Here is a 12,877-nt window from a genome sequence, read left to right as displayed (position 1 = left end):
CCCTCCACTCTAACCCTATTCATATGCCGTGCAATGATGTGCCTGCAAAAACAAACTGATTTCGTTATCCGTCGCCTCCTCCGCACCATTCTTTTCCTCATAGAAAAGGGCAACTTCTCTCCCAGCTGCATAGTTAAATCGTAAATATCCTCCCATCGACACCATGAACATCTTGCACATGTACTCATTCTCCAACACAGCGTCCCACTTAAATTCTGTTTTGCATGTATCGGCGAGTTCCTTCATGGAGCTTCCCTGTTCCGTGCCTGAAAAATGGTAAAATGTATGTTTCCGCAACTCATTCCACGGCTCAAAGTAAAGTGGCATTATTGGTTTATCCTGATGGTAATACCCACAATAGATCCGGTCCAGCGTTTCGCCAAATTCAGTCTCCGAGCATGTCCATAAGGTGATATTTTCATCATGACGCGGTAGCCACAACAGCCCCTCAACTTCCGGATGAACAGCAAGGAAATCTCCATCTACAGAACTGCCGATGGAGATGCACTGCTCAAGTTGCTGCTGACTTATAGGCGAATCATCCGTATGTATCCAAAAATCATATTCCACAAAAGGCTTCAACACTTCCGGGTCCGGTCTCTGCACATTCATCCATCCCGTGTATGTACCTTCCCCATATTGTTCAATCCAAGTACGGTATGATAAAGGTAGCGAGATGCCGTGCTGTTGTTCAAAGTGATCCAGTTCCTCTGCTGGAACCGGCTTAAGTACACGGGATACAATATACATTAGTCGACATCTCCCATCTCAGTTTGGTTCATTCGTTTTCAGGATCTAAGCCAGTTCTTCCTGTACAATTTCAGTCCATACTCCTTTACGATTCAGAATGCGAATGGCAAAGGCATCATATCCATCACGCTTGACCTGATCAAAATGCATGCGCTCTCCCGTAATCAGTTCATATGCACCATTTTCATCTACATCTTCGCCAAACTCTTCATCCCAAGGCACATTGTAGTAAGCCGTCAACTCTACTTCAAATATGTCCTCACCTTCAACATCCAGGTAAGGACGAAGGGGTCTGTCATGTAGTGCGTCTTCCGAATAGGTCTCACATAACATAGCATCATAGCCGTGCTTGGCGGTATCAATGAGCAGATAGCGCTCACCCGTGACCGTATGCTCCGCATATACAAGAAGAGGTGTCGAATCATGCCAGGTAATCAGATCATCTTCAGTCAAGTCACCATAATAAAAAATATGGAATTTATCATGACCATCACTCGTTTGAAGTTTGCCTTTCCACTCCACTTCATCGGACTTTATGTTCTCTTCCTTCCTAATTAATCCTTCCAGATAAGCAGGTCCATGTTGTACACCATACTCATTCATCATCTCGCCTCCGATTTGTTCATTCGAATGGTAACCACTTTGTGTTCCTCATCCACCATCAGTTTCACATCGATGTTCAGCTTGTCGCGAAATAACGCCGTAATATTGATATACGGATCGCGGGCAGCTTCGCTACTACCACCACTGTTACGACTCATTCCCTGATGAATAATGGATTGTACGAGCTGTTTATCTCCCTTGCCAGTGTTATCGTAGGAGTAGATCACCTGCCCATCCTGATCATACAGATTCAAAACCGTTGTGAATTCATTGGCGTTCTCATACTTTCTCTCGGTCTGCACATAATTATGGTCCGTATGTTGATAGTTTACAGTACCAGCCAGATACGGATTGTCCCCACCCGGCTTCACTTCATACTCCTGATAGGCCAGATTAAACAGGTATTGGATATGACTCATGTCGATCCGGTAATAAAACTGACGGTTATCTTCCTCTTTGTCCATCGCTGCATAACTGTTAATCAGCGGCCCGGCTCCGTAGGACTTGCCATTAACATCAACGGCCAGAGCATAGTCAGATAATACTGTCTCTTTTTGAAATACACCGAATGTCTGTAAAATAAAAAAAGCCGGAATCATCAAAACACCCAGAATGATTGCAAAAATAGTCAATTTTACGCGTAGTTTCATGTCTTCTCTCCTTTCAGCTTTAACGTTTTATCTTCGCTTTCATCTTATCAGTCTTGTGCTGAAGCTTCGACAGTGTACGCACAACCATATCCCTGTTCTTCGCATCTTTAATATAAGCCGGAATACTATGTGAAGCTGTTCTTAAAGGCATATTTCCAGGTTTCTCACGCAGATCTGCGGAAACATAAGCAATGAGATAATTCAGGTGCTCCCGATTCACAGAACCACAATACGGACATTCCACATGCGTTGATCGGTGAGAAGTCTTCTTCCCGTCTGTGACTTCCACGTTAAACCAACGTTCACATACAGCACAATTCCCCTTGGCCTTATATTGATACACCGGTTCTTCAAGCGCTTGAGCGTAACAATCGAAACATTTCCATCCCAGTTGATCTTTCCGTTTTTCAATAGAAGCGTGTCCACCGCATTTTGGACATTTCACATCAACCCGCTCTCCCCGTCGAAGAACCGAATAGAAACTATACTTATACGCACCTTCATCTTCGAAACGTTTCATCCTGCATTCACCCCTCTACTGAAACTACGACACACACAGCGTCAAAATACTCAACATTTACCAATCCATCTCTCTAAAATTATATGAAACTCCGTTGCTCAGCACAACAATTGAAGACAGATTGTTGGAAATGCCTCTAATACGACATACCCAAGTGTGTGCCTCATCACACTCGTCCCCACCTCAATAACGTAATCTATAACTAAATAACTACTGAAATGAAAGAAAACCTGCTTTTTAGATTGTGAAAAACATCACTGAGTAAAGGTTGTGCAACTATGTTCTCCGTGTGACCAAGGATGGTACTGATCATGGTGGACCCGAGATGTCTCACTGAGACATGACAATAAATAATGGCTATACCTATCCTGAACAATTCGAGGTGATTAAACGATGATCTGTGCACACGAAGTGAAGGATGCCTGTTTCTCCAAAGTATCTCTGTTCCAGCATCTTGATCCATCCGAAGCTGCCTTGTTGATCTCCCTTTTGCATACCCGCAAATATAACAAAGGCGAAGTTGTCGTCCAGGAGGGAGAACAGTCAGATACGCTTTATGTGGTTCATCAGGGATGTGTGAAGTTATCCAAATACAATGAAAATGGCAAGGAACATATTATCCGGTTTCTGTTTCCCGGCGATTTCTTCGGACAAGATTCCCTGTTACACCAAAAACCACATGCCGCGAACGCCGAAATTCTGGAGCCTTCGGCCATCTGCTCCATCAGCAAACATGACTTTGACCAGTTACTTAAACATGATCCGAAGCTTGCTTATCATTTCCTGCTTGCTGTTTCCAATCTGCTCCGTGAAACAGATGAATGGAACAGTTCGCTCAGTGCGATGACAACCGAACAGAAGATTGCCAAGTTGCTTTTGTATTTCCATACCCGAAATCATGCAAAACATGAGATCCGCTTGCCAGTTTTCAAAAAAGATATGGCTCTGCTGCTCGGGATTACACCCGAAACACTAAGTCGCAAACTTACTATGATGCAATCTCAGGGACTGCTTCAGGTTACAGGAAACTGCATCCTTATTCTTCAACTGGAGCAGCTTAGGGAAAGAATTGAACCGCCTGCCCGAAGCCAATGAATTAGGTAAGAGAACTTGCAGGTGCGGAGGAAGCTGTTTTGGCAAAAAAAGAGTATCCGATCAGAAACCACTCTGATCGGATACTCTTTTTGTATAAAATTCAACTCATAGATCGGAAGCTTGTTCTGTCATCTACAGATCCAGCAACAGCGATACAAGCAATCCCATGGATGCAATCAAACCTACAACAGGCCCACCCTCCTCAAAGGCTTCTGGCATCATCGTCGAGCAGATCATGGCAATGATTCCACCACCTGCAAATGCACCAATCGCTGCACCCATCTCCTCTGGAAGCTGTTCCAGAAACAGATATCCACCCAAAGCCGCAAGCGCGGAGATCAATAGTACACTCAGCCACATTAATATGATTTTGCCACGACTGTACTTGCCCTCTAGTCCAACCGTACTGGACAGACCTTCAGGAATGTTGCTGACAAAGATCGATACTACCAGCACCACACTGACACCGTTACCGGCAAGCAAGCTGGCACCAAGCATGATGGATTCCGGGATAGCATCCATTACTGTTCCTGCAAAGATCCCAAGCCCGCTTTGGTTCGAGTCTCCCGACTTTGCCGAACGTTTACGCCCTGCCCCTCCCTTTGCAGAAACGAGCAGGTCAAACAGGGTATACACGACGGCACCCGCCGTAAATCCAATGGCTGTAGGAATAATTCCTCCATCATTCAGCGCATCTCCGAGAAGTTCAAAGGTCGCTGCACCAATTAATGTTCCTGTCCCAAAAGCCATGATCCATCCAATGACTCGTTTGGGAATCTTCAGAAACAAGGCTGCGAGTGCGCCAATGACAACCGCTGAGGCAGAGATGCCGCCCCACATGAATGCAGTCCACATCCGGGCCGACCCCTCTCTTGTTTAATCATATTCTATCATTCCATTAACCCTGGTTGAGCAATCAAAAACAGTGATGTGGCTTTACGGTGATCTATATCACCTGATGTGTTCAAAAATCACGCTATGATGAAATGATGTCGTCGTTCAGAACTATGAACACAGAGAGGAGAGATTCTCATGAGTAGGGTAAACAAAGATACAACAGCGGAGTTTCTACAACAGTTCCCCATCTTCCAGGACTTTAGCCCCGAGGAATTAAAGCAAGTCGAAGATATCGCCATTTCCAGAAGCATTCAGAAGAAATCGGTTATTTTCAGCGAAGGAAGCGAAAAAGAAGCTGTCTTTTTCATCCGTACCGGCATTGTAAAGGCTTATAAAACCGATGAGAACGGGCATGAACAGATCGTCTCTTTCCTCAAAACAGGAGATATGTTCCCACACACCGGCTTTTTTAATGCGCACCCTTACCCGGCTACCGCAGAAGCCATTACCCCTACCGAACTACTAGCCATACCTGTCCGACTTTTCGAACGATTAATGCTGAGCACACCTTCAATTGCGATCAAAATTATGCGTGTACTCGGTGACAAAATAAGAGAATTACAGGATAAATTGCAGGTGCTCTCTGGCCAGGATGTACGCAATCGTGTGCTTTCCTTCCTTCTCATGCTCGCAGATCAGCATGGACAGACACATGAAGACCAAGTTATCATCAACCTGCCCATGACACATCAGGAGTTTGCCAACTCCATTGGAACTACAAGGGAAACAGCGAATCGGCTTTTAAACCAGCTTACAAAAGAGAATTTTCTCGAAGTGGATCGCAGCCGGATCATTATTCATGATTTGCAAGCTTTGAAACAACAAAGGGATGCGTGACCACCCTGCACCCAGGTATGCTTTTTGTTTTGTTTTGCTTGGAGAAGAGTATTCTTGAAAAAAATAAATAAGGAAACTCCAGAAAAGAGTTTCCCTTCATATTAAGTACCGATCAGTGAATCATTCTATCGATTCCTTGATATTAGATGTTAGATGTCCTTTGCATAGGATGCTGCTGGCACTTTGTTTAACACCACGAACAAACGAACCTCCTGATCTCCTGTATTATGGAATGCGAACTCTACTTCACCGCCGCAATGGATCACATCCTCTTGTTTCACCGCTTGTTCTTTTTCATCCAGAATAAGTGTGCCTGTACCTTCGACTACCAGTAGAATAACGTCTGTGCCCGGATGTTTATGAACGGGAAGCTGCTGACCTGGCAGAAAATGAAGTACAAAGGTCACTCCACCACCCTGTTGGAATAAAACCCGTTTCGTGAAACGGTCCTCACTGAATGTTTTGACTTCTTGCAATGACGTAATACTCATGATAATCGTCCTCCTCGATAATATAATCTGTGAATACATTCATCTTATCGCAAGAAAGCCCGCGTTTCCTTGATCTGAATCAAGAAATGCGGGCAATGAACAAATCATGGTCGGTCCTTATGACCGTTTGTTTCTAAGATGGTTACACCATCATTTTGCGCAGAGAAGCGATATATCTCGAACGTATAATGATGAAATAAAACGTCTGTGCAAGGACAAAGGCACCAAAAACAGTCAACACCGGCATCGTATAATTGGTAATACCGAATTCAGTAAGAAATGGCTTAACCACGACCAAAGTTTCAATGATAGCTACCCCGATCGGTAAGAAGAACAGGATGGCAATCTGAACGGTGGATGATCGTTTCATTTCCTGGAAACTGAGACCCATTTTCGAAAGAGAATGCACCATCTTTCCATCCGCTTCAAGATCGGTATGCAGTCTGAAATACAAAAAGCTTGCAGAAGAGATCGAGAAGATTAATCCGATAAATATGCCCAGAAAGGTGAAGAGTGCTGTAGCCTGTCTGAATCTTTCAAAATCACCGTACCGCGTACTCAGATATCCAGAGTGGTTATCCGTTGAAGCGTTGCTGCTTCGAATGGAATCCGCGGAGGATAGAAGCTGATCGCTAACCATGGCTTCCGAAGAGTGGCGATCAGGTACAGCATGGCCCCATGCAGGGATCTGATACAGATATTTACCAGATATCATATTTTCTTTGATCTGTTGAGCAATCTCTTCATACTTCTCATCCGGGAGGACAACTACACCTGTAGCATAGAGTAGGGTTCCAAACTGTGGATCGATATCTGTATCCGTAACCCGAGCTTCCAGTGGGCTATCGTTCAGATTCAACGTCAACTTGTCTCCCTTCGCATAATTACGAAATCTGTTGCGCTCGATCTGACCCTGATCCTTCTCATTGCGGGTATCCACAAATAAGGCGGATCCGGTATCCAATTGGAACATCTTTCTCCCTTGTGTCAGATTGTATTGGTTGTAGTGACTAAGCGGCATAACCGAGACAGCACTCTGATCTGCAGAGGACCACAAATATTCCAGATATATCTGTTGATAATCCAAGCCTGCGGCTTCAAGTTTCGAATCAATAGCGCTCATATCCAATTGTTCTGTTGGTCTGAATACGTTGTATTGAATTGGAAAATCATTGTTCGTAAATTGTTCCCGGTTCTCCTGATCCAGTGACAAAATTACAACTGCACTCATTGAAGCAATCGCAATCACCACGGTCACCATAAAGAGCATGCGGGCATTATCCTTCATTTTATAGCTCATCTCTGAGATCCACAACAGACGTGTACCATGCCATACCGTTTTACGATTACGCTTCAATAAACGGATGATGAGCACGGAAAGTTGTGAATAGAAAAAATACGTCCCGGCTATCCCTGTTACTGCTGCAAGCATGATTGTTCCGCCATTTAACCCGTTACGGAGTACCACAAAACCTACTGTAAGTAATGCAAAACCCAGAAGTGAGAAGAACCATGAAGCTTTGGGCTCTTTTTTAGGTTTGTTGGTTCCCGTCAAAAGTTCTAACGTTCGTTTGTTTCCGATAAAAAACAATGTAAAAAGTGAAATGCAGAAAAATAATAACAGAAAGGCTCCAATCGTAATCAGAATCGCTTTCACGGGAAAATAAAAGGGCAGATCATCCATCCCGATAAAACGAGTAGTTAACATCAGGAACAACTTGGACAACAACATACCTCCGCCGATACCGGCAATAATGGACAGGGAGCCGATCAACATATTCTCCAGAATGACCAATCTCCGAATCTGTGCGGGTTCTGCACCAAGTATGGTCAGAATGCCAAACTCTTTATTCCGTGATTTGAGAAAAGCACTGATGGAATACATAACAAAGAAAAATGCAAACACATACACGATAATCGAAGCGATCTGCATTCCCGTAGCGGTTGTGTCACCCATTGGCAACTCTGCCACATATGGATGATAGATAAATACCGCATAAGCGAAGAAGATCATGACCATAAACACACTACTTAGAAAAAAAGCAATATACGCTCGCCCATTACGGCGGATGTTATTAAACGCGAACTGAGGAAAGCTCATGTGAATTCCCTCCCCAGAAAGATAAAGTATCAATGATCCGCTGGAAGAACGTCTGTCGATTATCCCCGCGGTGTACCTCGGCTGCCAGTTTTCCGTCCTTGATGAACACAATTCGGTTGCAATAACTTGCAGCAAGGGGATCATGTGTAACCAGCATAATGGTCGTTTTCTCCTCCTGATTAATCTGTTCCAGGGACTCCATGACGGCCTGAGATGAAGTGGAATCCAATGCACCGGTGGGTTCATCCGCCAAAACAATCGAAGGCATATTGATCATGGATCTCGCAATGGCTGTTCGTTGTCGCTGTCCACCCGAAATTTCGTAGACTCGTTTATCCAGAATATGATCAATCCCGAGCTTCGCTGTAATGCGATGTAGTCTGCTCTCCATCTCCTTTAGTTTGACCTTGTCCAGTGTCAATGGAAGTACAATATTCTCAGCAACAGTCAGCGTGTCCAACAGATTGAAATCCTGAAAGACAAATCCGAGTTCCCGACGCCGGAACATGGCAAGTTCTTTCTTTTTCATACCAAAAGGATTCATGCCATTAATGAGCACCTTGCCTGAGCTGGGTTCATCAATAGTAGAGACCATGTTTAACAAAGTGGTTTTGCCACTGCCAGACGGACCCATAAAGCCCACAAACTCACCTTGCTTGATTGTCAGATGAATATCACTAAGGGCTTGAGTCTGCACTTTGCCCTGATATACTTTGTTCAGTCCCGATACCTGTAACATTTCCATGCGTAATTCCCTCCTGATCCATCATTCTTTATACGTTAATTCTATTCTTATCCTAACTGACCTCCCGTAACGGTGCTATCGAATTACCTTAAACTTCCCTTACAATGCGTTTAAGGTTCTGTTCCCCTGCCTTCTCTATCACACTTCTGTGCATTAAAAAAAGCACCTCGCCCATGGGCAAAGCACTTTTCACTTCGGATATTTCGAATGAATCCAGCTGAATCTGACCAACGTTCCCTCATTCGGCTCCGAAAACAACTCAACACGGTTATCCAGGCGGGCACTGATCTCACGGACCAGATATAATCCCATTCCCGTAGATTCGTGGTATTGTCTGCCCCGTTCGCCTGTAAAATAGGGATTAAACACGCGATGAATATCTTCGGACGAGATGCCGATTCCCTCATCCTGAATGTCCAGGATTGTACGCTCTTCCTGTTTATAGCCGGTAATGATCACTTTTTTGCCTGATTTGCTATCGGAATAGTTCACGGCATTGGTCAAAATCTGGGTGAACATGAACCGCAGCCACTTGGAATCACTGTAGATCTGAAGGTCACCCTCCATACGAATATCCGGTGTAATGCCTCTGCGAATAAACAAACGTCGGTTCTCTGCAATGCTACTCCGAAGCACTTCTTGCAAAGACAACAGCTCCACACGAAAATCCCCTTCAAACTGTTCAAGCCTTGATGAATGCAAGACCATTTCAAGTCCTTTGCGCAGCTTATCCAGCTCATCCTGAATACTGCCCGCCGTCTCATCTTCTACATCTTCCAAGGTCAGTTGGATAATAGACAACGGGGTCTTCATCTGATGAACCCAGCGATTCATGAATACCACCTGCTGTTCCTTACTGGTACGTAACTGACCCATCTCGTTCTGCCGATTACGCTCCAGTTCATGTAATAATTCCTGGATGGCTTCCGCCACGACCGAATTTCCAAGCGTTTGGAAAGGCTCGTTTACCAGTTTTCGTGGTTGTTCAAGCAGACGATAATACGCTTGCAGCTGGAAGTAACGTATGACCAGATAGACCAACAGCACAACAGTACTGATCAGCATGCCATAAAGGACAATCTTCATCGGACGACCCTCACCAGAGAGCCAGTAGACACACGGAACCAGCAGCATCTGTAACACATAAAATCCAACTAACATCTGGTGGTCTTTCAGGAACAGTCTCATTTCCCTTTCCCCTGTGAGGACGAATCCAGATCCAACACACGATAACCCGCTCCGCGAACCGTCTCCAAAATCTCTTCTGCACCCAGCTCCTTCAACTTCCGGCGAACACGTGTAATATAGACATTCAACGTATTATCATCAATAAAATGCTGATCTTCCCACATCTGTTCTAACAATTTTTCTCGGCTGACAACTCGCCCTTCCTTCGCCATCAGCGCTTCCACCAGTATCGCTTCCTTCTGTGTTAGCTCAGTAGAACGCTCATCATATTCCAATACAAATCGCTCAGGATAAAGGATCATGGGACCATTCTTCACCTTCACTTCCTGTTGAACAGCAGCGTAAGAACCATAGGCTCTGCGCAGCTGACTACGGACTTTGGCAAGAACGACTTCATATTGAAAAGGTTTTGTAATATAATCATCCGCTCCATGTTCCAACGCCATAATCTGATCCATACCACTATCCCGAGCTGATATGAATAAAATGGGACATATGGAATGTGTGCGTATCTGCCTGCACCAGTAGTATCCATCATATTGAGGCAAATTCACATCCATCAGCACAAGGTCCGGCTTCACTTCCACAAATTCATCCAGTACATGACGAAAATCACCTGTGACCTGTACCTGAAATCCATTTCGGGTCAGATAAGCCGCCAGCAATCCTGCTAACTTGGCATCATCTTCAACCAACAATATCGACTGCATCGTTAACCCTCTTTCCGTTTCCTGACGTCAGTGTATCACATCTAGTTACCCATTCTAGTCGGAAACGGCTTGAAAATAAAGGTTTAGACCACGAGACGCCCCCTCTTCTCTGCCAACCCAATGATAGCTTCCACCCCTGAATTAAACTCAAGAAAATCCTGCTCGACCCCATCGCTGAAAATAACACCGTCCTCCGGCATCTGGGATACAATATGCAATGGTTGCTTCGAATGAATCTGTCCAAACACCAGATTGGCCGCAGTCGTCCGGCTCGGGAACGGTTCACGTACTGAAAAATATAAGTAAGGCGCATCCCAGTTAAAATGATTCTGCTCCTGTCTGCTTCCATGAATGGATGCCGATGCTGTAGCAACCTCACCTTCAGAGTTCAGGTTCTGCCATGCAGCGGACCCTACAATTCCAGTGGCTCCGGCCAGCACACTTTTTAACCAGCCTGTCGAACCCATGCCTGTGGATACAATAATGCCACTAGAGGATTGTTGTTCTGCGGATGAACCTAAACGCACTCCATAACGAGCCGATACATGTGTCTTTCGACCAATGAACAGATCGTTCACACCATATAGATACTGTCCATCATTGAGTTCAACTTTGGCGAGAGTGACTTCTTTCAAGGTTCGTTGCTTTCGAATGACATCAGGAACAATGAAGCTGAGATCCTCCACGGTAAAAGGTAATAACACCCCGTCCCAACGCATCGGGTCCGGGTTCACACCGATGAGTGGCTGCTCGGTTACGTATTTGAGGGTGTTGGCTACAAGCCCATCCTGTCCAACCACGACCACGATATCCTGCTCTCCAAAGATAAAATTGGGCACATGTTCTCGATCAATCGTCTGAACCCGTCCCAATTGACCCAGTTGCTGCTGTGCCTGCTGCACAGATAGTCGATAACGACGGTCTTCCTCCATATAATCACTGAAGTCTGCGCCCAGACGTTCAATATAGAACTGAGCTTGCTGCACCGTGTTATATCGAACCACCAGTTCCTCTAGTCGGGTCCGGCGCTTCACCAGAATCAGCTTGTGTTCGCTCATTCGATCATCCGCCGCAGGCTGCTGACGTACAGATTTCCCTGCCTGCTCTGCTTGCTCTCTTCTTCCTAATCTCATCTCGCTTGACCTCCCTGATCTCTGCCCGGCGCAGGAGACATCAATCCCTGTAACAGATCCGGCGAGATATTAAGTTGCCCAATCTTGCCCGCATTTTCAGCCAGTTCCTGGAACGCTAGTGCGATCAGCTTATCAGAATTCATGCCCATATTCGCCATTGCTTGCAGTATATTCGGCTGTACATTTTGCAATGAATTCATTACGGCAGCAATCTCATAGGCTTTGGCATCTGCTTCGGCATTGTGATTAGCAATAGTTAACTCAATCAGTTGCTGCTTCCGTTCCTCCATCGCTGTATTGAACTGAAGCTGCTCCTGCTCCATCTCGTTTTGTTTCTGTTTCACCGAGCGTTCTGTCTGCAATTGGGTCTCACGAATCTGCTGTTTCTTCGTCTCTACGGCAATTTCGGTGTTCAGTTCGTTCTCTTTCACTCGTCTTTCCTGTTCAATGGAGGCATTGCGACGTACATAGAGCGCTTCATCTGCCTGACGCAAAATCTCTTCCCGCGCTTGTGCTTCCAATGCACGCATCGTCTCTTTATTAGGCAGAATGGCAAGAATCGATAGACTCATCAACTCAACGCCCAATTTCTCCAACTCTTCACTTTGTACAACCTCGCGTTTCATGCTGCTTGCCAAACGTTCACTGGATTGAATAGCTTCTTTCAGCGGCATTTGCTCCAGATGTTTCTTGGTAAGTACTTTCGCTGTGGTGATCACCCGTTGGTCCAGTTTACCGGGGTCGTCGGAGATATACCGATTCTTGCGCAAATTATACGTGTAATTCAGGCTCTGGGTTATTTTCAAATAATCCACAATGCGATAGCTTAATTGCCCCTGCACAGTAACCGTCTGATAGTCTGCTGTAATCTCTTCGAACATGAATGGTACATCCACCGAGGACACGGGTAGAACCACTACCGATGTGGTCGGCTCATAATAATAGAAGGACAATCCAACTCCTTGACGTTGTACCTCACCATTTTTCACTTTCATGACATACTCACTGGGTTGAAATTTCGCAAATCGGAATCCAAACATAGCTCATTCCCCATTTCTTAATATTGTCGTTTTGATATTATCGAAATGATAACAAATGAATTCGATATTGTCAATACGACATTAACAAAATGTTTATATGCCTATTTAGAGAGGGGG

Annotated in this window: 14 protein-coding genes; 2 read left to right on the top strand and 12 right to left on the bottom strand. The window is 45.0% G+C overall.

Annotation, left to right across the window (positions count from 1 at the left end; all coding sequences use genetic code 11):
• Positions 1 to 15: 15 nt before the first annotated feature.
• From J2Z28_RS25240 to J2Z28_RS25225, 4 genes are read right to left on the bottom strand one after another with little or no spacing between them, the layout of a single operon-like run.
• On the bottom strand, positions 16 to 750 hold the full coding sequence (locus J2Z28_RS25240; protein WP_211084755.1) for an SMI1/KNR4 family protein: 735 nt from the start codon (positions 748 to 750) through the stop codon (positions 16 to 18).
• 45 nt (positions 751 to 795) lie between these two features.
• A complete protein-coding gene (locus J2Z28_RS25235) occupies positions 796 to 1,356 on the bottom strand; it encodes a hypothetical protein (protein ID WP_211084754.1) in 561 nt (186 codons plus the stop codon).
• Positions 1,353 to 2,003 (bottom strand): hypothetical protein, encoded by a 651-nt coding sequence (locus tag J2Z28_RS25230; RefSeq protein WP_211084753.1) that lies wholly within the window; start codon positions 2,001 to 2,003, stop codon positions 1,353 to 1,355. The genes J2Z28_RS25235 and J2Z28_RS25230 overlap by 4 nt, the downstream gene beginning before the upstream one ends.
• A 19-nt stretch (positions 2,004 to 2,022) precedes the next feature.
• Entirely contained in the window at positions 2,023 to 2,523 is a 501-nt protein-coding gene (locus tag J2Z28_RS25225) for a hypothetical protein (protein ID WP_211084752.1), read from the bottom strand.
• Positions 2,524 to 2,916: 393 nt separating this feature from the next.
• Here J2Z28_RS25225 and J2Z28_RS25220 point away from each other — a divergent pair, with 393 nt between their 5' ends.
• A complete protein-coding gene (locus J2Z28_RS25220) occupies positions 2,917 to 3,618 on the top strand; it encodes a Crp/Fnr family transcriptional regulator (RefSeq protein ID WP_211084751.1) in 702 nt (233 codons plus the stop codon).
• Between the two features lie 132 nt (positions 3,619 to 3,750).
• Here J2Z28_RS25220 and J2Z28_RS25215 read toward each other — a convergent pair whose 3' ends face one another.
• Positions 3,751 to 4,473, bottom strand: a complete 723-nt coding sequence (locus J2Z28_RS25215; protein ID WP_211084750.1) for a ZIP family metal transporter — start codon at positions 4,471 to 4,473, stop codon at positions 3,751 to 3,753.
• A gap of 177 nt (positions 4,474 to 4,650) precedes the next feature.
• On the opposite strand from J2Z28_RS25215, the gene J2Z28_RS25210 reads away from it, so the two are divergent.
• Complete coding sequence (locus tag J2Z28_RS25210) at positions 4,651 to 5,352, top strand: Crp/Fnr family transcriptional regulator (RefSeq protein ID WP_211084749.1); 702 nt, start codon at positions 4,651 to 4,653, stop codon at positions 5,350 to 5,352.
• Between the two features lie 149 nt (positions 5,353 to 5,501).
• On the opposite strand, the gene J2Z28_RS25205 is transcribed toward J2Z28_RS25210, so the two are convergent.
• From J2Z28_RS25205 to J2Z28_RS25175, 7 genes are all read right to left on the bottom strand, one after another.
• The gene (locus tag J2Z28_RS25205; RefSeq protein WP_074095577.1) at positions 5,502 to 5,843 is read right to left on the bottom strand and encodes a cupin domain-containing protein; all 342 of its coding nucleotides are present in this window, start codon (positions 5,841 to 5,843) and stop codon (positions 5,502 to 5,504) included.
• 142 nt (positions 5,844 to 5,985) lie between these two features.
• Positions 5,986 to 7,944: an ABC transporter permease gene (locus J2Z28_RS25200; protein WP_211084748.1), complete on the bottom strand. Its 1,959-nt coding sequence runs from the start codon at positions 7,942 to 7,944 to the stop codon at positions 5,986 to 5,988.
• Positions 7,919 to 8,689 (bottom strand): ABC transporter ATP-binding protein, encoded by a 771-nt coding sequence (locus J2Z28_RS25195; RefSeq protein WP_211084747.1) that lies wholly within the window; start codon positions 8,687 to 8,689, stop codon positions 7,919 to 7,921. The genes J2Z28_RS25200 and J2Z28_RS25195 overlap by 26 nt, the downstream gene beginning before the upstream one ends.
• A gap of 189 nt (positions 8,690 to 8,878) precedes the next feature.
• Positions 8,879 to 9,877 (bottom strand): sensor histidine kinase, encoded by a 999-nt coding sequence (locus J2Z28_RS25190; protein ID WP_211084746.1) that lies wholly within the window; start codon positions 9,875 to 9,877, stop codon positions 8,879 to 8,881.
• On the bottom strand, positions 9,874 to 10,587 hold the full coding sequence (locus J2Z28_RS25185) for a response regulator transcription factor (RefSeq protein WP_211084745.1): 714 nt from the start codon (positions 10,585 to 10,587) through the stop codon (positions 9,874 to 9,876). Before J2Z28_RS25185 ends, J2Z28_RS25190 begins: the two co-directional genes overlap by 4 nt.
• A gap of 83 nt (positions 10,588 to 10,670) precedes the next feature.
• On the bottom strand, positions 10,671 to 11,645 hold the full coding sequence (locus tag J2Z28_RS25180) for a diacylglycerol kinase catalytic domain-containing protein (protein ID WP_211084786.1): 975 nt from the start codon (positions 11,643 to 11,645) through the stop codon (positions 10,671 to 10,673).
• Positions 11,646 to 11,716: 71 nt separating this feature from the next.
• Positions 11,717 to 12,760: an SPFH domain-containing protein gene (locus J2Z28_RS25175; RefSeq protein ID WP_211084744.1), complete on the bottom strand. Its 1,044-nt coding sequence runs from the start codon at positions 12,758 to 12,760 to the stop codon at positions 11,717 to 11,719.
• Positions 12,761 to 12,877 lie beyond the last annotated feature (117 nt).

The organism is Paenibacillus xylanexedens, from assembly GCF_017874615.1.
GTDB classification, from domain to species: domain Bacteria; phylum Bacillota; class Bacilli; order Paenibacillales; family Paenibacillaceae; genus Paenibacillus; species Paenibacillus xylanexedens.
Note: the sequence above shows the minus strand (reverse complement) of the source record. Positions and strands in the feature narration are given on the sequence as shown.

What these genes read in the sequence shown, in the direction of transcription:
- J2Z28_RS25240 (WP_211084755.1), bottom strand. Translation starts at nt 750, where the DNA reads ATGTATATTGTATCCCGTGTACTTAAGCCGGTTCCAGCAGAGGAACTG.
- J2Z28_RS25235 (WP_211084754.1), bottom strand. Translation starts at nt 1,356, where the DNA reads ATGATGAATGAGTATGGTGTACAACATGGACCTGCTTATCTGGAAGGA.
- J2Z28_RS25230 (WP_211084753.1), bottom strand. Translation starts at nt 2,003, where the DNA reads ATGAAACTACGCGTAAAATTGACTATTTTTGCAATCATTCTGGGTGTT.
- J2Z28_RS25225 (WP_211084752.1), bottom strand. Translation starts at nt 2,523, where the DNA reads ATGAAACGTTTCGAAGATGAAGGTGCGTATAAGTATAGTTTCTATTCG.
- J2Z28_RS25220 (WP_211084751.1), top strand. Translation starts at nt 2,917, where the DNA reads ATGATCTGTGCACACGAAGTGAAGGATGCCTGTTTCTCCAAAGTATCT.
- J2Z28_RS25215 (WP_211084750.1), bottom strand. Translation starts at nt 4,473, where the DNA reads ATGTGGACTGCATTCATGTGGGGCGGCATCTCTGCCTCAGCGGTTGTC.
- J2Z28_RS25210 (WP_211084749.1), top strand. Translation starts at nt 4,651, where the DNA reads ATGAGTAGGGTAAACAAAGATACAACAGCGGAGTTTCTACAACAGTTC.
- J2Z28_RS25205 (WP_074095577.1), bottom strand. Translation starts at nt 5,843, where the DNA reads ATGAGTATTACGTCATTGCAAGAAGTCAAAACATTCAGTGAGGACCGT.
- J2Z28_RS25200 (WP_211084748.1), bottom strand. Translation starts at nt 7,944, where the DNA reads ATGAGCTTTCCTCAGTTCGCGTTTAATAACATCCGCCGTAATGGGCGA.
- J2Z28_RS25195 (WP_211084747.1), bottom strand. Translation starts at nt 8,689, where the DNA reads ATGGAAATGTTACAGGTATCGGGACTGAACAAAGTATATCAGGGCAAA.
- J2Z28_RS25190 (WP_211084746.1), bottom strand. Translation starts at nt 9,877, where the DNA reads ATGAGACTGTTCCTGAAAGACCACCAGATGTTAGTTGGATTTTATGTG.
- J2Z28_RS25185 (WP_211084745.1), bottom strand. Translation starts at nt 10,587, where the DNA reads ATGCAGTCGATATTGTTGGTTGAAGATGATGCCAAGTTAGCAGGATTG.
- J2Z28_RS25180 (WP_211084786.1), bottom strand. Translation starts at nt 11,645, where the DNA reads ATGAGCGAACACAAGCTGATTCTGGTGAAGCGCCGGACCCGACTAGAG.
- J2Z28_RS25175 (WP_211084744.1), bottom strand. Translation starts at nt 12,760, where the DNA reads ATGTTTGGATTCCGATTTGCGAAATTTCAACCCAGTGAGTATGTCATG.